A 22,286-nucleotide genomic window follows, 5' to 3' on the forward strand; every position below is an offset into this window, starting at 1 on the left:
GATGGCGGTGCCGAAGCGGCGGATGTCGCGGTCGAACACGCGCAGCCGGCGGGCGCAGTGGAAGGCGACCGCGCCGGACCTGGTGGAGGTGACCGTCGCCGGTGTGACGCACCGGGTGCCGCGCCGGTTGGTCAAAGCGGTACGGCTGGGCCTCGTCGATCCAAGCAACTGATCAGCAATCTTTGGCGAGGAATTTACCTGGAGCTTTTCCGAAAGCCCAGCTAGCGGGCCGATAACCATTGGGGGAATTGCGTACTGCTAGTTGGTTTTTGGTGACCGTAAAAGTCCTCATGCAGTGATGAAATCGTGTCGTCCCACCGGTACATTCATCCGGGAGGGCGGGTTCTCCCGGGAAACCGAGAGAACCCGCTCATCGCCAAATCTGGCGTCGATCCCCGTTACTCGGTCTCTCTGCGGTCGCGTTCCCCGAGTCGGGGCAGGTCCGGAATCAGCGCTTCCAGCCTGGTCCCCACCGCCGCGGCCGGCCCCTCGATCAGCGACAGCGGCCACGGCCAGCGCGAGCGCTCCAGCCGCTGCACCTCCGTCACCAGCTCCTCGGTCGTGGCCTCCAATTCGCCGATCTGCGTGCGCAACGCCTCGGTATCGCTCTCCAGCTCATCGATCCGGCGCAGCGCCGAGGCCACCCCGTCCACCAGTGTGAGATAGCGCCCCTCGGCGTCGGTGCCCAGTTGCGGCCAGCCCGCCAGATCCGGCCCCCGCAGCTGCACCTGGATATCGCGCAGGACCGCGTCCTGTTCCGGTGTCACGTCGTCCTCCTGTAGGAAATCCCACTGCCCGAAATCGTCGGTCTCGGCGACATTCACATCGCAGACCACGCCGTTGACCACCACCTGCCGCAGCGTCTGGTGAATATTGCGGCGCGACTCCACATTTCCGCCGGACCAGGCATCGGTCTGCCAGGCCCACCGCGCGTGCCCGGAATCCAGCGCCCGGTGCAGCGGCCAATACCCGCCGTAGATGCCGATATTCGCGCGGCCGAGCACGGTCGCCGCGCCGTCGAGATAGGCGTTGATCGGAATCTGCTGCGCCGGTGTGGCATCGAAGTCGACCGAGAAGTAGATGGGCCGGTCGGTGCGCCCGCCGCAGCGCAGTACCTGCGCCAGCCCGGCCTCGGCGTCCCGCGCGCCCGCGTCGTAGCCGTCGAGCATCCGGTCGGCCCAGGTCTCCCAGTTGGAGACGATCGAAATATCGTGCGCGCGAAGGTCGTCGGCCTCGGCCGGGGTCAGCAGTTTGCCCGGCAGCGAGGTGCCGCCGGGCGTGAGATACCGGACCACGAAATCGAAACCGGCGGCCCGGATGGCGGCGCCACCCGGCCGCCCACCCGCGTAGTCCAAGCCGAACCGCATGTCTCCCACTGTAAGTGGCGGCCCGGACGGGGCGCGCGGCTTCGCGCCGATCAGCCCGGCTGACCCAGTGCCGCTTCCTCGGCCAGGGTGGACTCGAACGGCCGCCGCAGCGGCGCGAGCAGCACCGCGGCGATCGGAATCGCCAGCACCAGCAGGCCGATCACGAACGCCGGATAGGCGAAATCGAAGAGCTCGATGCCATTGGGCACCGGCACGCCGGGCTCGATGTCGACCTCGATCGCCGACATCGCCAGCAGCTGCGCGCTGGTCACCGTCACCCCGGCGATCAGCGCCGCGCCCACCCGGGCCCGCACCGATTCCCGGTAGGTCAGCGTCAGCCAGAGCGCGCCCACGAACCCGAGCACCGCGATCACGCCGACGAACGACAGCGGCAGCGACGACACGGTCACGACACCGCGCACCCGCACCGCGTTCACCCCGAGCATGACGGTGGTCACCAAACCGAGCGCCGCGATCGCGCCGCCCGCCAGCGACCTGGTCAGATGCGAGCGGTTACCCGCGATCACCAGGCCGAGCAGGCAGCCCAGGGTGGCCGGCGCCAGCGCCGCCGCCACCGGGAACAGCTCGTAGCGCACCGGACTGTCCGAGACCGAGAAACCCAGCAGCAGCACCAGGCTCGCCAGCCAGAACCCGACGCCGCCGATCGAGGCCGCGCCCACCGCCAGCCAGGCCAGGCCCGCCCGCGCCGAGATATCGGTCGCGCCCGCGTGCCGGATACAGATCAGTCCGATCAAGGTCCCCGCCGCCGACACCGCGAAGGCCAGCACGAGCATCCAGGTGCCCATGGCGAAGTAGTCGATCTCAGACATGACGCCCGGTCCGCTCGAATTCCTGTGCCGTCAAACGCATCAGCGCGTACTCGGTGATCGCGGCCAGCGTGCGCCGCACCTCCTCCGCGCTGCGCGCGTCGATATCGATCACCGGTACGCCCTCGCGGATCGACAGCGCTTCGCGCACCTCGTTCAGCGGGAACCGCGGCGCGCCCGGGAAACGGTTGATCGCCACCAGGAACGGCAGCTTGCGCGACTCGAAATAGTCGACCGGGGCGAAGCTGTCCTCGATCCGGCGGGTGTCCACCAGCACGACCGCGCCGATCGCGCCGCGCACCAGGTCGTCCCACATGAACCAGAACCGGCGCTGGCCGGGCGTGCCGAACAGGTAGAGCACCATGTTGTTCGGCAGGATGATCCGGCCGAAGTCCATGGCCACCGTGGTGGTGGTCTTGTCGGGGGTGGCCGCGAGGTCGTCGACGCCGTCGGAGGCGTCGGTCACCAGGGCTTCGGTGCGCAGCGGCACGATCTCCGACACCGCGCCGACGAAGGTCGTCTTGCCGGCGCCGAACCCACCCGCGATGACGATCTTGGTCGAGGCGGTACGGGCTTCTTCGAGCCCGAAGGTGCTAAAGGGCGCGGATTCCACGCAGGGTCCTCTCCATCAGGGCACGGCGCTCGTCGTAACTCGCGTCGTCGGTCAAGGTCGAATGCACGCGCAGCGAACCGGCGACCACCAGGTCGCCGATCATCACCCGGACCAGCCCGAGCGGGCGATCCAGGCGGCCGGAGATCTCGGCGACCGAGAGTCGCTGGGTGCCGAGGTGCAGGATCTCCATCCGGACATCGCCGGCCGGCCAATTCGGATACGACGGGAACGACACCGTCTCGATCACCGCCTCCAGCGGTAAGTCGATGGACGACGCGGTCCGTCCGCCGGTCAGGGCGTAGGGCCGGACGCGGCCGGGCCGGCGCGGCGACTCACCGGGGTGGTACGGGTCGGCAGGGCTGGGCACCGGCGGACTCACACGGTAGATCGGGCGGTGGCCTGGATGACCGTCCCGACCCGGTCGACGAGCAGGGCCATCTCGTAGCCGATGCGGCCGATGTCGTGCTGCTTGGTCGCCAGCACCGCCAGGTGCGAGGCGGTGCCGACACTCATCACCAGCAGGTAGCCGCGCTGCATGTCGACGATCGACTGCATCACCTTGCCGCCGTCGAACAGTTGCACCGCCCCGGTGGCCAGGCTGGCCAGCCCGGCGGTGATGGCGGCGAGCTGCTCGGCGCGTTCTTCGGGGAGATTGTCGCTGGTCGCCTGTAGTAAGCCGTCCGCAGAGACGAGGACCGCGTGCGAGACGCCGGGTACTTCGCGAGCGAACCGCGCGACCAGCCAGTTGAGATTCGCGTTGTTGGACTCACTCATACAAATTCCCCATGTTCGTTTTTGGCATCGGCGGCGCGTCGCCCGCTGAAGACGCCGTTCAGATGCCGGGTCAGGTTCTCGCGGATCTCTTCCGGGTCCCGGATCCCGGACTCGGCGCTCGGGTCGACGCTGCCGGGGACGAGCTGGGCGCCCGGCCGGCGGATCGGCAGACCGCCGCGGGTGCGCCCGGACGGCGCCGGGGTGCTGGCTTCGGCCGCGGCCTGCCAGCCCGAGTCGGCGGGCGAGCTCCAGTGCGAGCCCGCGGAATCGGAGGCCGCCGAATCGACCAGCCACTCCGAGACCATGCGCTGGTAGATGGGTGCGGCGCCGCCGCCGTCCTCCGGGTCGGCGGGCACCGGCTCGAAGATCGGTGGGCCGAAGGTGCTTTCGGTGTCGTAGCTGGGTTCGGGTTCGTGGCCGCCTTCGGGTTCGCGGGTGGGCCGGGCCGGGAAGGGGCTCGGCGTCGAGCTGCTCTCCGGGCGGTCGAAGGTGGTCCGCGGGCCGAACGGGCTCGGCGACTCGTCGGAGTCGCTGTCGGCCGGCGGCGCGATCCGGTGCTCGCCGGTGGTGGGTTCCGCGCTCGGCGGCAGCTCGTAGCCGCTGTCCGGCTCGTCGGCGACCGGGCGCAGCGCCGCGGTCGGGGCCGGATCGGTGGCCGGTTCGGCGCCGTGCGCGCCGGAGTCGGTCACCGGCTCGATACCGCGCGGGTCGGTGTCGAGCGAGAAGCGGGATTCGTATCCGGCCGGCGTGGCGATCTCCGGGTCCGGGTCCGGGGTGAGCGGCAGCCGCCGGGGCAGGCCGTAGGCGGTCAGCTGCGGCGGCTCCGCCGGTTCCGGATCGGGCACCGGCGCCAGCCGCGGCTGGGCCTGGGGCAGCGGCACCACGGGCGCGGTCGGGTGGTCGGACTCGGGCAGCGAGACCAGCCGCGCGGGCAGGTGCACCGCGGCGGTGATGCCCGAGCTCGAGGCGGTCCGGCGCAGGCTGACCGAGATACCGTGCCGGGCCGAGAGATTGCTGACCACGAAAAGGCCCATGCGGCGGGCGGTTTCGAAGTTCACCTGACCGCCCGAGGCGAGGCGCTCGTTGGCGGTGCTCAGATCCTCGTCGGACATGCCGAGGCCGCGGTCGGTGATCTCGATCAGATAGCCGCCGTCCACGGTGCGGCCCACGCCGACGCCGACGCGGCGGTCCGGGGGCGAGTAGCGCAGCGCGTTGTCGATCAGCTCCGCGAGCAGGTGCTCGATGTCGACCGCGGCGGCGCCGCCCACCACACCGGTGGGCACGGAGCCGATCTCGGCGCGCTGGTAGTCCTCGACCTGGGAGATGGCGCTCCAGAGCATGTCGCCCAGACCGACCGGCTCCAGCGGCCCGCGGCGCAGCGGCGTCCCGGCCAGCACCAGCAGGTTGTCGCCGTTGCGGCGCATGCGGGTGGCGAGGTGATCGAGCCGGAACATGCTCTGCAGCCGGGCCGGATCCTCCTCGTTGCGCTCGAGCTCCTCGATCAGCGTCAACTGCTGCTCCACCAGCGATTGGCTCCGGCGCGAGAGCGTCTCGAACATCTTGCCGATCTGTAGTCGCAGCGCCGCGAGATTGAGCGCCTGCTCGTGCATCTCGTCGACGGCGCGGGCGAGCTGGCCGATCTCGTCGCGGCCGGACACCCCGACCGGAATGATCGAGGGCGTGTGGCCGCCGGCGTAGACCACCGCCAGCTCGTCGGGGAGCCGGACGTGCGCGGTCTCGAGCACGTCGTGCCGGAGCCGCCGGATCGACATGACCAGCGCCTGGGCCACCCACAGCGCGAGCACCAGGCCGGCCAGCAGGGTGCCGATGATGATCGAGGTGTCACGCATCGCGTCCTTGCGCGCGACCGTCAGCGCGGCGCCGAGCACCCGCTCCACGGCGCGGGCCCGATCGGTGGCGACCAGGTCGTAGGTGGCGATGCTGGTACGCATCGATTCCACCAGGTCCGCCGCTCTGGTCGGGTCGGCGACGGCCGCCATCCGGGCCGTCGCGCCGGCGATCAGCGGCTCCTTGAAGGGTGAGTCGGTCGGCATGACCTGGTCGTAGACCTGGATCAGCGCCAGTTCCGAGCCGCTCACGGTGAGCACCCGGGCCGCCAGCTGTTCCTGCTGGGAGGCGTTGTTCTTGCCCGAGGTCATCATGCCGATGATCATCTGTTCCTGGGCGAACGCGCGCCGGGCCACCATGATCGCGGTGACCTGCAGCATGTAGCGCTGCACACCGTTGTAGGCCGAGGCGACGCCGTCGGAGGAGGCCATGGCCTTGTCGACGAAGCCCAGCACGCTGTCGAGCTGGGTGGTCAGCTCCGGCGGCGCGGTGGTGCGGGCCTTGTCGCGCATCGTCTTCGCGCCCGCGATCGCCTGATTCATCTCGCGCAGCAGCCCGGGATCGGTCTTCGGTAAGCGCAGCACCGACTCCAGATCGGCGACCGCGCGATCGAATCGGGTGTTGGACTTGCCGATCCGCGGATCGGTCGCCTCGACACCCACCGTGTTCACCGCGGTGACGGCCAATTCCGTGGTCGCGCCAGCGAATTCGATGATCTGGTGGACGGCGGCGTTGTATTCGCTGGCCTGCCGCACCTGCTCCATGCCGTCGAGGTGGTTGTCGACGCGCAGGACGGCGAAGGACATGGCCAGGATCACAGGGGGGAGCAGCGCGATGGCGACTTTGCGGGCAACTGACCAGTTGGAGAAAATTGTCTGCCAGGATCGCGGTGCAGCTTCCATCCCGCCTCTATCCCTCAGCTCTCTCGATTGTGTCCACCGGCTCGCGCTCGGCCGCGATGCCTAGTCCATAACCAACCAGAGGTCTTGTTAAATGGCACGTGAAACATACCGTGTCCGGTGGGTGGCGGCAATTGAAACCGGGAGCGTGCACCCGCTGGCAATCTCGCACGGGCAGAGTGCTTTTCGCTCCTCAATTGCCATGGAGTTCCGCTTTCGTCCCGCCGTGCCGCGTGCGCAGTTCAGCCCCGAAATACGACAGATTGCTGGATAGTGGCCAATGCCGTCCGGCGTGTCGCGACCGCCCCTCTCAGTGCACTCTCAGTCGATAGGGCCAGACTGGTCGCATGCGCATTCTGGTAGTCGACGACGATCGCGCCGTCCGGGAATCGCTGCGCCGGTCGCTGACCTTCAACGGCTACTCCGTCGACCTCGCGGTGGACGGGGTCGACGCCCTGGAGAAGGTCGCCGCGCAGCGTCCCGACGCGCTCGTCCTGGACGTGATGATGCCGCGCATGGACGGCCTCGAGGTGTGCCGTCGTCTGCGCAGCACCGGTGACGACCTGCCGATTCTGGTTCTGACGGCCCGCGATTCGGTCTCCGAGCGGGTCGCGGGCCTGGACGCCGGCGCCGACGACTACCTGCCCAAGCCGTTCGCGCTGGAGGAACTGCTGGCCCGGCTGCGCGCGCTGCTGCGCCGGCGTGCCACCGACAGCGAGGACGCCTCGGAGGCCATGCGGTTCGCCGATCTCTCGCTGGACCCGGTGACCAGGGAGGTGTGGCGCGAGAGCCGCTCGATCAGCCTGACCCGCACCGAGTTCTCGTTGCTGGAGATGCTGATGGCCAATCCGCGCCGGGTGCTGACCCGCAGCCGGATCCTGGAGGAGGTCTGGGGATACGACTTCCCCACTTCCGGTAACGCGCTCGAGGTCTACATCGGCTATCTGCGCCGCAAGACCGAGGCCGAGGGCGAGCCGCGGCTGATCCACACCGTGCGTGGCGTCGGCTACGTGTTACGCGAGACCCCTCCGTAGGCCGGGAGACATGGCACGAAGTACGCCCCGGCGCCCGGTGGTGGCCACGCTCGGCCAGCGCCCGACCGACGCCGAGATGCGCCCGCCGATGCCGCTCACCCGCTCGGTGTCGCTGCGCTGGCGGGTGACCCTGCTCGCCGCCTCGGTGGTGGCCATCGCGGTCGCCGTCACCTCCATCGCCGCCTACGCGATGGTGGAGCGGGCCCTCTACAACGACGTCGACTCCCAGCTCAAAGCGCGCGCGGAGACGATGATCACGAACAACTTCGAGAATCTGGGCTTCCAGTCCATCGTGCTGGCCGGCCTGTTCTCCAACGACGTCGGCGTGGCACTGATATTCGCCGACCACAAGCCGTATATGCCGCCGCAGCAGACCATTCCGCCGGTCGGCAATCAGGAACTCGCGGTCGCCGACGGCAAGCTGCCCTCCTCGCTGCGCACCGTGCACAACCAGCGCGTGCTGGCCATGCCGACGCATTCCGGTGCGACGCTGATCATCTCGCAGCGCCTGGAACCCACCCGCGAGGTGCTCGACCGGCTGGCCTGGCTGCTGTTCGTGGTCGGCGGGTGCGGCGTCGTGCTGGCGGCCGCGGCCGGAACCGCCGTGGGCCGCACCGGCTTACGGCCCATCGCCCGGCTCACCTCGGCCACCGAGCGGATCGCCCGCACCGACGACCTGACCCCCATCCCGGTCACCGGTGACGACGAATTGGCCAGGCTCACCGACAGTTTCAACACCATGCTGCGCGCGCTCGCGGAATCCCGGGACCGGCAGCGCCGGCTGGTCGCCGATGCCGGCCACGAGCTGAAGACGCCGCTCACCTCGCTGCGCACCAATATGGAGCTGCTGATCGCCTCCAGCCGCCCGGGCGCCCCGAGCATCCCCGAGGAGGACATGGCCGAGCTGCGCTCGGACGTGGTGGCCCAGATCGAGGAACTGTCCCAGCTGGTCGGCGACCTGGTCGACCTCGCGCGCGAGGACGCCCCGGAAACGGTCTACGACCGGATCGACCTGGGCGAGGTGACCGAGCGCGCGCTGGAGCGGGCCCGGCGGCGGCGCGGGTCCATCGAGTTCGTGGCCGAGCTGCGCCCGTGGTTCATGTACGGCCACGAGGCGGGGCTGGAGCGCGCGGTGCTCAACGTGCTCGACAACGCCGCGAAATGGAGCCCAGCCGGGGCGCAGGTGCACGTCGCCATGCGCGAGACCGGGCGCGGCCTGCTGGAGCTGGAGGTCGACGACGCCGGTCCCGGCATTCCGGCCCCGGAGCGCGAGCTGGTTTTCGAGCGCTTCTACCGGACCACCGCGGCGCGCTCGATGCCCGGGTCGGGCCTCGGATTGGCGATCGTCAAACAGGTCGTCACCAAACACGGCGGCACCATCACCATCGACACCTCCGATCGCGGCGGCGCCCGGATCCGTATTGTGTTACCTGGTGAGGGCGCCGCGCCCGGTGTGCTTCCGGAAATCGACGAGGCCGCCGCGGAGCTCCCGGAAAACTGAAAGCAGGGTCAAAGCAGGATCTCAGTCCACTCTTATCCGTCGCCGCCAAGGTAGGTCGCAGACGCTAGGGAGAAACGAGAAGCCATGACCGAGGAATTCCACGGACGCCAAGGGGACCAGGAAAAGGCGGGCGGCACCCCCGGTGCCGACGGCCCGCAGTCGGCGGAACAGCGCCCGGCCGCACATCCGGAGAATTCGGGTCAGGCCGGCTGGGACGCCCCCGCACAGCCGTATGCGCATACCGGGCCCTATTCCACCGCAGCCCATTCCACGGGCGGCTATTCGACGCCGCATTACCAGGGCCAGCCATTCCCGGGCCCGGAATCCGGTCCCGAATACGCCGTCGGCTACGGCGGGGGCGGTTATCCGCCGCCCGGCGCCCCCTACGGCGTGCAGCAGCCCCAGCAGCCGCCCCGCAAGCCGATCCGCACCGGCCTGGTTGCGGGCGCGGTGGCGCTGGCACTGGTCAGCGGCGGCATCGGCGGCGTGGTCGGCGCGGCGGTCAGCGACAACAACGGCTCCGGCGCCTCGGTGACCAACGCGCTGGACGCCCCGCGCCCCAAGGTCAAGGACGTCGCCAACGCGCCCGCGGGCTCGACCCAGGCGGTGGCGCAGAAGGTGCTGCCGAGCGTGGTGATGATCAAGGTCGCGAGCAACCGCGCCGAGGGCGAGGGCTCCGGCGTCGTGCTGTCCTCCGACGGGCTGATCCTGACCAACAACCATGTCGCCGCGGGCGCGGGCGCGGGCTCGAAGATGCAGGTCGTCTTCAGCGACGGCAGCACCGCCCCGGCCACCATCGTCGGCACCGACCCGGTCTCCGACCTCGCCGTCATCAAGGCCGAGAAGACCGGTCTGACCCCGATCGAACTGGGCAGTTCGGCGGATCTGCAGGTCGGTCAGCCGGTCATCGCGATCGGCTCGCCGCTCGGCCTGGCCGGCACGGTCACCACCGGCATCGTGTCCGCGCTCAATCGCCCGGTCTCCACCAGCGGCGAGGGCAACCAGAACCCCAACGTGCCCAACCCGGTGATCGACGCCGTCCAGACCGACGCCGCCATCAACCCCGGCAATTCCGGTGGCGCGCTGGTCGATTCCAGCGGCAAGCTGATCGGCATCAATACCGCCATCGCCAGCCTCGGCGGCGAGATGACCGGTCAGCAGACCGGTTCCATCGGCCTGGGGTTCGCCATCCCGGTGGATCAGGCGCGCCGGGTCGCCGACCAGCTGGTCAAGACCGGGCACGCCACCTACGCCCAGATCGGCATCAAGCTGCGCCCGCAGGGCGATCAGGCGCTGGTGCTGGAAGCGACGCCGGACGGCCCGGCCGCCAAGGCCGGTATTCCGGCGGGCGTGGTCATCACCAAGATCGATGATCGGGTGATCGACTCCGGCGACTCGCTGATCGCGGCGGTGCGTTCGCACCAACCCGGCGACAGGGTGAAGGTCACCTACACCGACGAGCAGGGCAACAATCCCAAGACCGTCGAGGTCACGCTCAGCGGCGCGCCCGCGTAAGGCCGGATGATCATGATGATGTCAGCTTCGGACCTCAGTGCTGTTGCCAACTCAGCCGTCGAGCTGACGGCCGCAGGCGCTACGGTGAGCAGCATGGAAATCGATGCTCCTGTGGCGGGGCGTGCACTGGTGGTGGTCGTCGACGATCGAACGGCGCATGGAGGTGTGGATTCGCTCGGCCCGCTGGTCACCGAGTTGCTCACCGAGGCGGGTTTCCTAGTCGACGCATCGGTGTCGGTGCAGGCCGACGAGGTGGAGATCCGCAACGCGCTGAACACGGCGGTGATCGGCGGTGTCGATCTGGTCATCTCGGTGGGCGGCACCGGCATGTCCCCGCGCGATGTCACCCCGGAGGCCACCGCCCAGGTGCTCGATCGCGAATTGCTCGGCATCACCGAGGCGTTGCGCGCCTCCGGCCGGGTGGCCGGGTCGCTGGACGCGGGCCTCTCGCGCGGGCTGGCGGGCATCTCCGGCAGCACCCTGGTCGTGAATCTGCCGGGCACGCGGGCCGCGGTCCGCGACGGCATGGCAACCCTCGGCCCGCTCGCCAGCAAGGCGATCGACGAGCTCTCCGGATTGGCCGAATAATCAGCGGCGCTAGTTCTTCCGACGACCCTCGCCCGGCGCGCAGCCGGGCGAGGGACGCCGCGCGTCTGGCCGAGATCTTCGGCGACGCGTTGCCCGAGACCACGCGCGACGAGCGCGGTGACGATTCCGATGCGCCGGGTTCCGGCGATGACTGGCTGCGCTCCCAGGTGCCTCCGCACCACGGTTGAGCTTTTATCTACGGTCGCGCTCCGTATAACGCGCGGATAAATGGCAGTGCCACCCTCACCGTTTTTCTATTTCGACTGTGATCCAAGCCATTTCGTTACGGGGCTGACTCGTATCCGCGAATGGCCTTCTTGTGCCGCGCGTCGATCAATAAGTAGTCGAGGGAGGCTCCCCTCCTGCATCTATGCACGTCAAGTGATATGACGATGTTTCACCATGTGATCTACATCACATTGCTCTTTACCAAAGCCCGCGTTGCAGCGCTGTTACCTACGGTTTAATCTTCGCCGAGAGCCACCCAACAATGGACCACACAGGCCCGGGTACGTCACGAACGTTGCCGACCCGGCGGAACCCTGGCTCGGGATCCGTTGCCAGCTGAGGCCGTTGCGCCGAAATAACGGCCGGTTACACATCGGCAACAAAGGGGCGACAAACTGAGCTGGGCCTGAGAGGACCATCCAGCCTCGATGGTCGAGGTTGACTGTTAGAACCTGATGAGGGGAAGTATGAGCGAGAACCGCACCAACGGTCTGCGTCGCAGTGCCGGTGCCGCGGGCGCCGTCACCGCCGCCGCAGCCGTTGCCATGGGTCTGTTTTCGACCGGTGCTGCCAACGCCGATGTCTTCGTACCGTTGCCGGACGGTCAGAAGACGGGTCCGGGCGTGACCATTACCCGCACGGGTGAGCACGCTGTCGTTTCGCCGTCGCTGGCCGCCAATGGCGCGGGCCGCGTCGTCTGGGTTTCGGGTAACGCGACCGCCGACGTGACCGTGACGCCCGAGGGCTCGCCCGGTCCTTGGAACGGCCCGTCCAACGCTCCCGGCTCGAACAACTCGTCGACGCACGGCTCCTCGGTCCTCACGACCGGTTACATCGTGGGCTGCCAGGTCAGCATCAGCGACGAGGCCGTCAGCCTGAGCGGCAGCGTGAGCGTCAAGCCCGACAGCCTCGGCCTCTCCGGCGGTTTCAGCCTCGGCCTTGGCCCCGGCGAGGTGAAGTGGGTTGCCATCGAGTTGAAGGACATCCTGAAGCCCGGCGTCTACTCGATCGAGTACCAGGACATGCAGATGGAGATTCAGGGCTGCGCAGGCTACGCCCAGGCGCGCTCCTACACCGTGGTCGAGATCATCGGCGATCACTACTCGAAGACCACCCTGTACGGCCAGCCCTTCAGCATCGGCTGACGTCTTCGAATCGTCGAATCCTCTTCTCGCTGAAGTCAACTTCAAACCTCTGAGGGAAAAAACATGATCAACCGCAAGAACCTGGCGCGGGTGGCCGGTGTCGGCGCCGCTGCCACCGTCGCCATGGGCCTGTTCTCCACCGGTGCCGCCAACGCGGATACTTTTGTCCCGCTGCCCGGTGCTGCCCTGACCAAGACCCTGTCCGACGGGACCGTGGTCAACATCAACCTGTCCGGCGAATCCGCCAACATCAACCCGTCCATGGGCGCCACCCCGATGCACCGCAACGCGTGGGGCTCGGGCACGGTTTCCGTGGAGCTGTCGGGTGACAATGCGGCCGGTGGCCGTATCTACCCCGGCTACATCGTGGGCTGCCAGGTCAACATCGGCGGCTTCGGCGTCGACGGCGGCGCCGGTGTCGACTTCGAGCCGGGCGGTACCGGCCCGAACGGCGAGAGCGTTGCCAAGGCCAGCCCCAGCGCCAACGGCGGCGGCAGCCTGTCGCTCGGCCCCGGCCAGGCCGGTGCCATCTACGTCCTCGACCGCGAGGTCGCTGACGACTACGGCAACGAGGATCACTCCACCAACAACCGGTTCAAGGGCAACACCGGTTCGGTGAGCTGGTCCGATGCCACGATCGCCGTCAACGGCTGCGCGGGCTACGCGCAGGCGCGGACCTTCGTGAAGGTCAAGGTCGAGACCGACAACGTCATGTCCTACGTGACGATCTGGGGCCAGCCCTTCAGCATCGGCTGATTCGGCTCACCGGAGACGAATACCGGAACGGGCCCGTCGCTTTCGCGGCGGGCCCGTTCTTTTGTCTTGTCACACCAGCGTTTACGCCTCGCGCCCGGTGTCGGTGCTGATCGCCGCTCCAGCCGCCGTGCCGGTGCTGTGCCCTCCGGTCGTGGTCCCCGCGCCGGTGGCGGAAGCGGTTTCCGCCTCACGCGCCGCGAGCAGATCACGAATCTCGGTGAGCAGCGCGATCTCGGTGGCCGCGGCCTGCTTGGAGCCGAAGCGCGCCATCACCCGGTTGGCCGGCGTCACCAGCACGAAGTACAGCACGGCCGCGATGAGCAGGAAGTCGATGACCGCGCCCACGATGGTGCCCAGTTCGACGAAGGTGGCGGGCTTGCTCGGCACCAGCCGGAAACCCCAGCCGAGTTCCTCGGTACCGCCGAACACGGCGAGCAGCGGTTTGACGAACCCGTTGGTGAAGGCGTTCACGATGGCGGTGAACGCGGTGCCGATGACCACGGCCACGGCCAGGTCGAGAACGTTGCCGCGAAAGATGAAGTCTTTGAACCCTTTGAGCATGCCCGAATTTCTCCTGGTCGGATGAACTGAGTGGCTGTGGGGAGCCGCGATCGGTAGCCGATGCTAGCGGCACCCCGTACGGCACGACAGCCGGAGCCGGGCCCGCGAGCCGCCCCCACAATGGCAGCGTGTGGTGACCGGGAGCACCGGCTCTCGTCGGTTTAGCCGCTCGACCGCAGTGCGAAACCAACGCCGCGTGGCGACCGCACCGGCGGGTAGTGCCATCCGCACAAGGTGGGCCTCAGCGCAGCACGACCGTCAGGGTGCTGTGCAGCGAGGCGGCTGCGACGGCGATGGCGTGCTGGGCCGCCAGGGCGACGAGCAGTACCGGTTCCGATTGCCCGCGTCGGTCGGCGGGGCGGGAAACCAGGACCACCGCAGCGTCTTTGGCGAGCACCTGGGCCGGGCCCTCGGCCGCGCCGCCCACCACGTCGACGCGATCACCGGGGCGCAGCAGCTCGGCGACAGCGGTATCGGCCAAGCGCACCGGCACGATGCGGGCATCGGTCGCACCTGCGGCCACGGCGGCCAGGCGTGGCCCGAGGACGCGTAGATCGGTGAACACCTCTCCGGCGCGCATCGCGCCCGTCAGGGTGGTGCCGAGGAGTTCGGCGGAGTCCTGCACCGCACCGGCGGGCAGGGTGCCCGCGGCGTGCGGGGCGGTGCCGAGATCATCGGCGGTGAGCAACCGGCCCGGAGCCAAATCATGGCGGGCGACCACCACCTCGGCCGCGCGGGAATCGGGATCGCCCCGGAGATACAGCACCACCGCCAGCACGGCGAGGGCCGCGGCGAGCAGTCGGCGGACCAGCAGGAGATCGAGCCAGGGCGGGCGGTTGTCCAGGACCGCGCGCAGCGGGTTCTCCCGGCCGAGATCGGTGCGCGACTTCATGAGCCGGAGCCTAGGGTCGCGGCGAGCCCGCCACGCCCGGGAAAAGTTCTACCTGTGGAGAACGTGCGAGCTGTGGATAACTCAGCTGGCGGCGGCCGCGGGGCTGCTGCTGGTGGTGCTGCTCGCGGAATCGTTGCTCGACGACGAGCTCGTTTCGGCAGGCTTGCTCGAGCCGTTGCCTTCGGACTTGGCGGGCTCGCTCGCGGTGCTGGCGCCGCCGCGGCTGTCGGTGCGGTAGAAGCCGCTGCCCTTGAACACGATGCCGACCGAGTTGAACAGCTTGCGCAGCTTGCCCGAGCACTCGGGGCACACGGTCAGCGCATCGTCGCTGAAGGACTGCACGATGTCGAAGCGGTTGTCACACTGGGTGCACGCGTACGAATAAGTTGGCACAGGATCCTCCGCTGGTCTCGTCAGACTGGCACTCTACAGGCGACAGTGCCAACATCGCCAATCCTGCATTCATTCCGGGGCACCGAGCCGCCGCAGGCCACCGTGCGGCGTGAGCGCCCAGCCCATGCGCAGGTCATGCGCCTCCTCGGGCAGCCGGGGCACGAGCTCGGTGTCGCGCACCACGGCCGTCAGCCGGGCGTCGGGTCGCGCAGCGGCCAAGGTGCGGTCGTAGTACCCCGCGCCACGCCCGAGCCGCACGCCGCGCAGATCCACCGCCAGCGCGGGCACCAGGACCAACTCCGCTCGCGCCACCGCCGCCGGCTCGAGTACCTCGCCCGTGGGTTCGAGCAACCCGAATCGCGCGGGCCGCAGGCTGTCCGGCCCGGTGTACTCGGCCCAGTGCAGTGGGCCGGGCGGCCCGGTGACCGGCAGCAGGACCCGCGCCCCGCCCACGCACAGCGCGTCGAGCAGCGCGCGCGAACCCGGTTCGCCGCGCACCGGCACATAGGCGCACACCCACCCGGTCACCAGAAGTTTGCCCGCGGTTTCCGCGAGCAGGCGAGCCTCTTCGGCATGCTCGGTAGCGGGCAGGGCACTCCGTCGGCTGAGAATTTCGGAGCGCCATGCATGTTTATCGGCCTCACCGGGCATCTCCATGGTGATCACCATATGCTCACGCCCAATGCCCCACCGCCCGAAGGCGTTGGGGCCATGTGATGGATGGATAGGGTATGCCCATGACAGCGAATACCGGACAATCCGCGAACGGTGCGGTGTCGTGCTTCCGCACGGCCATCGTGCCCGCGGCCGGACTGGGGACGCGATTCCTACCCGCCACCAAGACCGTGCCCAAGGAATTGCTGCCGGTCGTGGATACCCCGGGTATCGAGCTGGTGGCGGCCGAGGCCGCCGACTCCGGCGCCGACCGGCTGGTGATCGTGACCTCGCCCGGCAAAGACGGTGTCGTCGCGCACTTCGTCGAGGATTTGGTGCTGGAGAGCACCCTCGCCGAGCGCGGCAAGTTCCAGCTGCTGGAGAAGGTGCGCAAGGCGCCCGGGCTGCTGGACGTCGTCTCGGTCATCCAGGAGGAGCCGCTGGGCCTCGGGCATGCGGTCGCGCAGGCCGAGAGCGTGCTCGACGACGACGAGGACGCCGTCGCGGTGCTGCTGCCCGACGACCTCGTGCAGCCGTCCGGCGTGCTCGATGTGATGAGCCGGGTGCGGCGCAAGCGCGGCGGCACCGTGCTGTGCGCGATCGACGTGCCCAAGGACCAGGTCAGCGCCTACGGCGTCTTCGACGTGGCCACCGTGCCGGACGCGGTCAACCCGAATGTGCTGCGGGTCAACGGGATGGTCGAGAAGCCCGCCCTCGCGGACGCGCCCTCCACCTACGCGGCCGCCGGCCGATACCTGCTGGACCGGGCCATCTTCGACGCGCTGCGCCGGATCGAACCGGGCGCGGGCGGCGAATTGCAGCTCACCGACGCCATCGCGCTGCTCATCGCCGAGGGTCATCCGGTGCATGTGGTGGTGCACCGTGGGTCGCGCCACGATCTGGGCAACCCGGGCGGCTATCTTCGAGCTGCGGTCGATTTCGCTTTGGAACGTGAGGAATACGGCCCGGCCCTGCGGGAGTGGTTGCAGCACCGGCTGAGTGCGGAGTGGGATCCGCAACTGACGCCCTACGACTGATACTGGAGCCCGACGCGCTGCTGCTCGTCGGTTTCGACTGTCGGCGCGCGGTCGGGTACGAATGAAAGTTCACCCGTCCGCGCGCCGGACCGCTTTCGTGGTGCCGCGGTGACACCATCGGATGGCGCGGCGGGATCGGCGACGCCAGATCAGGGAAGGGCTCGATGCGCTCGGTTGAGGATCAGCAGATCAAGGTGACCGCGGCGGCGGTCGCGCCCCGGCCGGTCCGGGTCGCGATCTCCGAGGCTCAGGGCCTGCTGTGCGCCGAAGACGTGGTGACCGAACGGCCGCTGCCCGGCTTCGATCAGGCCGCGATCGACGGCTACGCGGTGCGCAGCGTCGACGTCGCCGCCGCGGGCACCGACATTCGCAACGAGGACGGCGAACTCGTCGATCTCACGCTGCCGGTGGTGGGCGAGGTGGTCGCGGGTTCGCGGCAGCCGATCCGCCTGCAGCCGCGCCAGACCGTGCGGGTGGATACTGGCGCGCCGCTGCCGACGCTGGCGGATGCCGTTCTGCCGCTGGATTTCACCGACGGCGGCCGGGCCCGGATCAAGGTCTACGAGACGGTGCGCTCCGGCGATTACGTGCGCCGGATCGGCGACGACGTGCAGCCCGGCGATGTCGCGGTGCGCGCGGGCACCATCATCGGGCCCGCGCAGGTCGGCCTGCTGGCCGCGGTCGGGCAGGACAAGGTGCTGGTGCATCCGCGGCCCCGGCTCTCGGTCATCTCGGTCGGCGGCGAGCTCATCGATATCGATCGCACGCCCGGTCCCGGCCAGGTCTACGACGTGAACTCCTACGCGCTGGCCGCCGCCGCGCGCGACGCGGGGGCCGATGTGAACCGCGTCGGCATCATCAGCACCGATCCGGGTCAGCTGCGCGACGTGGTCGAGGGTCAGCTGGTGCGCTCGGAGGTGGTGGTGATCGCGGGCGCGGTCGGCGGCTGGGCCTCCGAGCAGGTCCGGGAGGCGCTGGAGGGGCTGGGCGAGCTGGAGATCGCGCGGGTGGCCATGCACCCCGGTTCCGTGCAGGGTTTCGGCCGGCTCGGGCGGGACGAGGTCCCGACCTTCCTACTACCGTCCAATCCGGTTGGCGCGCTAGTGGTGTTCGAGGTCATGGTGCGGCCGCTGATCCGGATCGCGCTGGGCCGCAGGCACCCGATGCGGCGGGTCATCCGGGCCCGCACCATCACGCCCATCTCCTCGATGGCGGGTCGCAAGGGTTATCTGCGCGCCCAGCTGATGCGGGACGAGACGACCGGCGATTACCTGGTGCAGCCGCTGGGTGGCGCGGCGGGTTCCTCGTCGCATCTGCTGGCCACCCTGGCCGAGGCCAACAGCCTGATCATGATCGACCCGGACGACACCGAAATCCGGACCGGTGACGAGGTCCGGGTCGCGTTCCTCGCCCAGCGTGGCTGATGGGGTATCCGATTCACGCCCCGCGCAACGCCCGGCGTGGTTACGCTGTCCTGCCTCCCGTGGGCGTTGAGCTCGCGGCGCGACTGGGGAGCTGATGGAGTCGATGAACGTTTTCCGGGTCACGCAGCATCCGGGGTGGCCCGCGCGCCTGGGCCCGGTGCGCTGCGCGGCCGGCGCGGTGACGTTGCGGCCGGTGCGCCTGCGTGACGCCGCGGCGTGGAGCCGGCTTCGGTTGCGCGACCGCGATCATCTCGAACCCTGGGAGCCGACCGGACGGGGCGCCTGGGAGGCGCGTAATCACGCCTCGAATTGGCCGGCGCTGTGGTCGAGCCTGAAGGCCGAGGCGCGGCGGGGCGCGATGATCCCGTTGGTGATCGAGGTCGACGGCGCCTTCAGCGGGCAGTTGACGGTCGGCAATATCGTGCGCGGCGCGCTGCGTTCGGCCTGGATCGGCTATTGGGTCGCCAAGGATCTGAGCGGGAAGGGTGTGGCGACCGCCGCCCTGGGGCTCGGGCTCGACCACTGCTTCGGGCCCGTCGGCCTGCACCGCGTGGAGGCCACCGTGCGGCCGGAGAACCTGGCCAGCCAGGCCGTGCTGCGCAACGCCGGGTTCCGCGAAGAGGGCCTGCTGCGTAAGTATCTCGATGTCGACGGGGCCTGGCGGGATCACCTGCTGGTCGGCCTCACCATCGAGGAAGTGGCGGGCACCGTCATCGATCGGCTGGCGCGTGACGGCCGGGTCATCCTGCCCTGACATCGAACTCGGACTGCTCGTAACCGCACAAGATATCCCCGCGATCCCAATATAACGGTGAGAAACGCGCGAAAATGGGGAATGTTGTGACAGGTGTGGCGTATGTGCACGGCGCGCCTGCCGGATGTTGATGCGTCCCCGAATTAACCTACGGACGTCAGTGGTGCGCCCTGCGCCAACGGAAAACGAGCGGGACGGAGGTGAGACGGGACATGCCGAATTCGATTCTGTGGATCGGGTTGGTGGTGCTGTGGGTGTTCGTGCTGTTCCCGATCCTCGCCGACCGCCACCCGCGCATCCGCCAGACCACCGATGCGGCGCTGGCCACCAGAGTGCTGCACAGAGGTGGTTCCAAGCGGCGTATGAAAGCCAGCCGCCGGAGCAGACTGCGCCACAGACCCAGCCGTGCCAAAAGAAAGTTCTTCCCCAGCGATGATGCGGAGCACCGGATGAACCCGGCCGAGCAAGTCACCGACCTAGAGGACGAGTTGGCCGGTGCCACACCAGAACTCGAGGCCGGCCCGAGCTCGGCCGAAGAATCCGACCGCACCGAGGTCGAATCGGCCGAGGAAACCCTCGCGGCCGAGACCGTCGAATTCGAGGACGACGCGGAAGAATTCGACTCCGCGCGGACCATAACGGCCGGAACCGCTGCGGATGTCGCCGATTCGGCCGATGATGACGACGTGGGCGATGAGCGCGGCGAGCCGGAGACGGTCGCCATGCCGCCTGCCCGCCTGGAGGACTTCGACTACGACGAGGCCGAATCCGAGGACGCCGATCCCGATTTCGTGCCCTCGCGCCGCGGCCGCGGCGGCTTCGACCCCGAAGCCGACGCCATCGCCCGCGCCGCCCGCTACACCTTCCGCCAGCGCGCCGTGCTCGGCCTGCTGCTCGGCGCCATCGCCACCGGCGCCCTGGGCATCGTCCTGACCCCCGCCTGCTGGTGGCTCTCCGGCCTGTGCACCCTGGTCCTGGCCGGCTACCTGGGCTACCTACGCAAGCAGGTCCGGATCGAAGAAGACATCCGCCGCCGCCGCGCCGCCCGCCTCACCCGCGCCCAGCAGCGCGGCGAAACCCCCGCCGAAGATCCGCGCCAGGCCGAGGCCCGTGCGCACCGGCGCAATATCGACCGGGAGACCGCGCGCGCCCTGCGCCGCCGCTCCACCCTCCTGGAAGCCGACGACGAAGACCCCATGTTCGAACACCTGGAGACCTTCGATCCGGCCACCGCCCGCGCCCTGCGCGACCGCCACGGAGCCGGCGACTACCGCCGCGCCGTCGGCTGACATCTTCCCAGCTCAGATGCGCGATTCGGTATCTCGGGTACCGGCCTGATACAGTGTTCCAGCGCGGTTCCCCAGGGAATCGCACGGGGCTATAGCGCAGTTGGTAGCGCGTCTCGTTCGCATCGAGAAGGTCAGGGGTTCGATTCCCCTTAGCTCCACAGAAATAGCACATCAGGCCCGGTCTCCGACCGGGCCTGATGTGCTATTTGTGTCTGGCCCCGTGCCTACTCCCGCTTTGGTTCAGGGTTTGTTGGGTCCGTGCGGTTGCGCGTGCCATATATCTGTCGCCGTAGTCGCTTTTCGTGCCCACGGCAGGACGCGCAAAACATGGGCGAGACGCCGTCGTCGCTGGCAGTGGGACACGGATTCTGACGATTCGGAGAGGCCGTTTTACCCGGCGACGATCCGCTTACGCCTGCCGCCGGCCTACAGCGCGGCTAGCGCCCCCGGCCTGTGCGGCCACCGTTTCACCTGCCCTGTTCTGGCGCCACTTGGGGCGCAGCCTCACCCAGCGGGCTTCGCCCCCGGACCCCTGCTTGCTCGCCTATCCCGCTGCTGCTTCGCCTTCCCGCCTCACCCTGCTGGGTCGCCAATCCCAGACTTCTCCATATTCGTCTCGACGCCGAGGAGTCGAGTTGTGTCCGTTCGAGATGTGTCTATCTGTGCTGGGTGCCCGTGGACGGGGCGAGCACCTTCACACCCTTGCCCGCGAAGTCCTTCACATTCTGGGTTGCCAGGGGCGCGTCGTGGGCCAGGGCGATAGCCGCGATCGAGGACCTCCCCGCTGTAGGTTTGGGGCGCTTGACCATCAATGTCGCGTAGTAGAAGGCGGCGGTGTAGTCGAATGTCAGTACCCGGCCGGCTGCCTGGAGGGGGCGAACACTGCATCCGCCGCGACATCGAGTGCGGCGCGCTTCTTGCCCGTGTCGAGCGCGTAGATGCCGTTGAGGGTCTCTATGACCGTCACGGAAGTGGTGTAGACGTTCGGCTGGGTGACCGGCCAAGCGGCGACGATCGGATACTTTTCCGTATCATCGCCGCAGTGATCACTGCTTCGAATTCTTTTGGCGTACACCGATTTCCGGCACATTATCATCAAGGCCCTGTCGAAGTTCGGCGAGCCGGATGAAGAGGGCGGCCCCGGACAGGGGGTTGGTTGTCGGAGTGTCGTCGTCGGTGGCGGCGCGAGTGAGGATGTCTCGCACTTCGGCTTCCATGGATCGACCATGACGAGTGGCCCGGCGTTGGATGGTTGCCAAGATGACGGGATCGGAATGCGCGCAGACTGCACTCGGACCCGGCGGGATCGGACCGTGTCGGCGCGGAAGTCCGAACAGTGCCCGCCCGCCCGGGTGGAGAACTGGGAACGTCGTGTGCGCTCGCGCGCAAGTGCACAGGGAGTGCGCGTTCTGCCGCAGAGGCTGTGCGCGTTCTGCCGCTACTACTGTGCGCTTATTGCCGACACGGGAATGCGGAGGGCGAATCCACCAGCAGCTTCCCGGGCAGCGGTGCTAGGTCGATCGAGTCGGCACTCTGCGGTGGCAGGAATATGAAGATCGGTCTATTGTTTGAGACGTGGGTAAGAAGGGTGCGGAGACGCGGTTTCGGTTGGTGGCGGCGGCGCGGTCGTTGATCGAGTCGCGGGGGTATTACGGGACCGGGCTGAATCAGGTGCTGGAAGTTGGTGGGGCGCCGCGGGGGTCGTTGTATTTTCATTTTCCCGGCGGGAAGGATCAGTTGGTGGCGGCGGCTGTGGAAGAGGCGGGGGTGGAGATCGGGGCGGTGATTCAGGGGGCCGAGGGTGGGGATGCTCGGGAGTATTTGGAGCGGTTGGTGGAGTTGCTCGGGGATCGGCTGGAGGGGTCGGGGTGGACGGCGGGGTGTCCGGTGGCGGGGGTCGCCTTGGATGCGGCTTCGTCGAATGATGCTGTGCAGCGGGTGTGTTCGGGGGTGTATCGGGAGTGGGAGGCGTTACTGCGGGGGCGGCTGGCGGGGTATGGGCATCCGGAGCCCGAGCGGGTGGCTACGGCGGTGCTGGCGTTGGTCGAGGGCGGGATGATCTTGAGCCGGACCTATCGGGATCGGGGGCCGTTGCGGCGGGTTTCGGACACGATGGCGACTCTGGTGTGAAGGTGCGCGAGCGCTGCTGCTCGTGTCAGATCTAGAAAATATGTAAATCGGTCTACT

Annotated in this window: 24 protein-coding genes and 1 tRNA gene; 13 read left to right on the forward strand and 12 right to left on the reverse strand. The window is 68.7% G+C overall.

Annotated features, from left to right (window positions below; all coding sequences use genetic code 11):
* Nucleotide 1: 1 nt before the first annotated feature.
* Nucleotides 2–172 carry a 50S ribosomal protein L32 gene (rpmF, locus tag AB0I43_RS14750; protein WP_356973280.1) on the forward strand — a complete coding sequence of 57 codons (171 nt, stop codon included), beginning with the start codon at nucleotides 2–4 and terminating at the stop codon, nucleotides 170–172.
* A gap of 226 nt (nucleotides 173–398) precedes the next feature.
* On the opposite strand, the gene AB0I43_RS14755 is transcribed toward rpmF, so the two are convergent.
* The 6 genes from AB0I43_RS14755 to AB0I43_RS14780 are packed head-to-tail and all read right to left on the reverse strand — an operon-like array spanning nucleotide 399 to nucleotide 6,235.
* The gene (locus AB0I43_RS14755; RefSeq protein WP_356973281.1) at nucleotides 399–1,367 is read right to left on the reverse strand and encodes a glycoside hydrolase domain-containing protein; all 969 of its coding nucleotides are present in this window, start codon (nucleotides 1,365–1,367) and stop codon (nucleotides 399–401) included.
* Nucleotides 1,368–1,417: 50 nt separating this feature from the next.
* The gene (locus AB0I43_RS14760; protein ID WP_356973282.1) at nucleotides 1,418–2,197 is read right to left on the reverse strand and encodes a signal protein; all 780 of its coding nucleotides are present in this window, start codon (nucleotides 2,195–2,197) and stop codon (nucleotides 1,418–1,420) included.
* On the reverse strand, nucleotides 2,190–2,807 hold the full coding sequence (locus tag AB0I43_RS14765; RefSeq protein ID WP_356973283.1) for an ATP/GTP-binding protein: 618 nt from the start codon (nucleotides 2,805–2,807) through the stop codon (nucleotides 2,190–2,192). The genes AB0I43_RS14760 and AB0I43_RS14765 overlap by 8 nt, the downstream gene beginning before the upstream one ends.
* Entirely contained in the window at nucleotides 2,788–3,174 is a 387-nt protein-coding gene (locus tag AB0I43_RS14770; RefSeq protein WP_356973284.1) for a DUF742 domain-containing protein, read from the reverse strand. Before AB0I43_RS14770 ends, AB0I43_RS14765 begins: the two co-directional genes overlap by 20 nt.
* 8 nt (nucleotides 3,175–3,182) lie before the next feature.
* Entirely contained in the window at nucleotides 3,183–3,581 is a 399-nt protein-coding gene (locus AB0I43_RS14775) for a roadblock/LC7 domain-containing protein (RefSeq protein WP_209887038.1), read from the reverse strand.
* Nucleotides 3,578–6,235, reverse strand: a complete 2,658-nt coding sequence (locus AB0I43_RS14780; protein WP_356973285.1) for an ATP-binding protein — start codon at nucleotides 6,233–6,235, stop codon at nucleotides 3,578–3,580. The genes AB0I43_RS14775 and AB0I43_RS14780 overlap by 4 nt, the downstream gene beginning before the upstream one ends.
* Nucleotides 6,236–6,675: 440 nt before the next feature.
* On the opposite strand from AB0I43_RS14780, the gene AB0I43_RS14785 reads away from it, so the two are divergent.
* The 6 genes from AB0I43_RS14785 to AB0I43_RS14810 all read left to right on the forward strand — a co-directional run bounded on the left by AB0I43_RS14785 (nucleotide 6,676) and on the right by AB0I43_RS14810 (nucleotide 13,095).
* Nucleotides 6,676–7,362 carry a response regulator transcription factor gene (locus tag AB0I43_RS14785; protein WP_356973286.1) on the forward strand — a complete coding sequence of 229 codons (687 nt, stop codon included), beginning with the start codon at nucleotides 6,676–6,678 and terminating at the stop codon, nucleotides 7,360–7,362.
* A gap of 76 nt (nucleotides 7,363–7,438) precedes the next feature.
* Entirely contained in the window at nucleotides 7,439–8,863 is a 1,425-nt protein-coding gene (locus AB0I43_RS14790) for a HAMP domain-containing sensor histidine kinase (protein WP_356973708.1), read from the forward strand.
* An 84-nt stretch (nucleotides 8,864–8,947) separates the two neighbouring features.
* Entirely contained in the window at nucleotides 8,948–10,378 is a 1,431-nt protein-coding gene (locus tag AB0I43_RS14795; RefSeq protein WP_356973287.1) for a trypsin-like peptidase domain-containing protein, read from the forward strand.
* Nucleotides 10,379–10,396: 18 nt separating this feature from the next.
* Entirely contained in the window at nucleotides 10,397–10,966 is a 570-nt protein-coding gene (locus AB0I43_RS14800; protein ID WP_356973288.1) for a MogA/MoaB family molybdenum cofactor biosynthesis protein, read from the forward strand.
* Nucleotides 10,967–11,661: 695 nt separating this feature from the next.
* The gene (locus tag AB0I43_RS14805; RefSeq protein WP_356973289.1) at nucleotides 11,662–12,339 is read left to right on the forward strand and encodes an MspA family porin; all 678 of its coding nucleotides are present in this window, start codon (nucleotides 11,662–11,664) and stop codon (nucleotides 12,337–12,339) included.
* A 63-nt stretch (nucleotides 12,340–12,402) separates the two neighbouring features.
* Nucleotides 12,403–13,095 (forward strand): MspA family porin, encoded by a 693-nt coding sequence (locus AB0I43_RS14810; protein WP_356973290.1) that lies wholly within the window; start codon nucleotides 12,403–12,405, stop codon nucleotides 13,093–13,095.
* Between the two features lie 81 nt (nucleotides 13,096–13,176).
* On the opposite strand, the gene mscL is transcribed toward AB0I43_RS14810, so the two are convergent.
* From mscL to AB0I43_RS14830, 4 genes are all read right to left on the reverse strand, one after another.
* On the reverse strand, nucleotides 13,177–13,656 hold the full coding sequence (mscL, locus tag AB0I43_RS14815) for a large conductance mechanosensitive channel protein MscL (RefSeq protein WP_356973291.1): 480 nt from the start codon (nucleotides 13,654–13,656) through the stop codon (nucleotides 13,177–13,179).
* 241 nt (nucleotides 13,657–13,897) lie between these two features.
* Nucleotides 13,898–14,548, reverse strand: coding sequence for an SAF domain-containing protein (locus tag AB0I43_RS14820; RefSeq protein WP_356973292.1), 651 nt, complete (start codon nucleotides 14,546–14,548; stop codon nucleotides 13,898–13,900).
* An 81-nt stretch (nucleotides 14,549–14,629) separates the two neighbouring features.
* A complete protein-coding gene (locus tag AB0I43_RS14825; protein WP_356973293.1) occupies nucleotides 14,630–14,941 on the reverse strand; it encodes an FmdB family zinc ribbon protein in 312 nt (103 codons plus the stop codon).
* 69 nt (nucleotides 14,942–15,010) lie between these two features.
* Nucleotides 15,011–15,598: a 5-formyltetrahydrofolate cyclo-ligase gene (locus AB0I43_RS14830; protein WP_356973294.1), complete on the reverse strand. Its 588-nt coding sequence runs from the start codon at nucleotides 15,596–15,598 to the stop codon at nucleotides 15,011–15,013.
* An 80-nt stretch (nucleotides 15,599–15,678) separates the two neighbouring features.
* Here AB0I43_RS14830 and AB0I43_RS14835 point away from each other — a divergent pair, with 80 nt between their 5' ends.
* The 5 genes from AB0I43_RS14835 (at nucleotide 15,679) to AB0I43_RS14855 (ending at nucleotide 20,257) form a co-directional block, all read left to right on the forward strand.
* Nucleotides 15,679–16,632 (forward strand): UTP--glucose-1-phosphate uridylyltransferase, encoded by a 954-nt coding sequence (locus AB0I43_RS14835; RefSeq protein ID WP_356973295.1) that lies wholly within the window; start codon nucleotides 15,679–15,681, stop codon nucleotides 16,630–16,632.
* 164 nt (nucleotides 16,633–16,796) lie between these two features.
* Nucleotides 16,797–18,056, forward strand: a complete 1,260-nt coding sequence (glp, locus tag AB0I43_RS14840; protein WP_356973296.1) for a gephyrin-like molybdotransferase Glp — start codon at nucleotides 16,797–16,799, stop codon at nucleotides 18,054–18,056.
* A gap of 103 nt (nucleotides 18,057–18,159) precedes the next feature.
* Nucleotides 18,160–18,810 (forward strand): GNAT family protein, encoded by a 651-nt coding sequence (locus AB0I43_RS14845; protein WP_356973297.1) that lies wholly within the window; start codon nucleotides 18,160–18,162, stop codon nucleotides 18,808–18,810.
* Between the two features lie 212 nt (nucleotides 18,811–19,022).
* Entirely contained in the window at nucleotides 19,023–20,099 is a 1,077-nt protein-coding gene (gene glpR / locus AB0I43_RS14850) for a gephyrin-like molybdotransferase receptor GlpR (RefSeq protein ID WP_356973298.1), read from the forward strand.
* Between the two features lie 85 nt (nucleotides 20,100–20,184).
* Nucleotides 20,185–20,257 (forward strand) — tRNA-Ala (locus AB0I43_RS14855).
* A 689-nt stretch (nucleotides 20,258–20,946) separates the two neighbouring features.
* Here AB0I43_RS14855 and AB0I43_RS14860 read toward each other — a convergent pair.
* Both AB0I43_RS14860 and AB0I43_RS14865 read right to left on the reverse strand, forming a co-directional pair.
* A complete protein-coding gene (locus AB0I43_RS14860) occupies nucleotides 20,947–21,174 on the reverse strand; it encodes a hypothetical protein (protein ID WP_356973299.1) in 228 nt (75 codons plus the stop codon).
* Nucleotides 21,146–21,316, reverse strand: coding sequence for a hypothetical protein (locus AB0I43_RS14865; protein WP_356973300.1), 171 nt, complete (start codon nucleotides 21,314–21,316; stop codon nucleotides 21,146–21,148). The genes AB0I43_RS14860 and AB0I43_RS14865 overlap by 29 nt, the downstream gene beginning before the upstream one ends.
* Nucleotides 21,317–21,674: 358 nt before the next feature.
* On the opposite strand from AB0I43_RS14865, the gene AB0I43_RS14870 reads away from it, so the two are divergent.
* Nucleotides 21,675–22,229, forward strand: coding sequence for a TetR/AcrR family transcriptional regulator (locus AB0I43_RS14870; RefSeq protein ID WP_356973301.1), 555 nt, complete (start codon nucleotides 21,675–21,677; stop codon nucleotides 22,227–22,229).
* The last annotated feature ends 57 nt before the right edge of the window (nucleotides 22,230–22,286 follow it).

This window comes from Nocardia sp. NPDC050435 (assembly GCF_040655395.1).
Taxonomy (GTDB): domain Bacteria; phylum Actinomycetota; class Actinomycetes; order Mycobacteriales; family Mycobacteriaceae; genus Nocardia.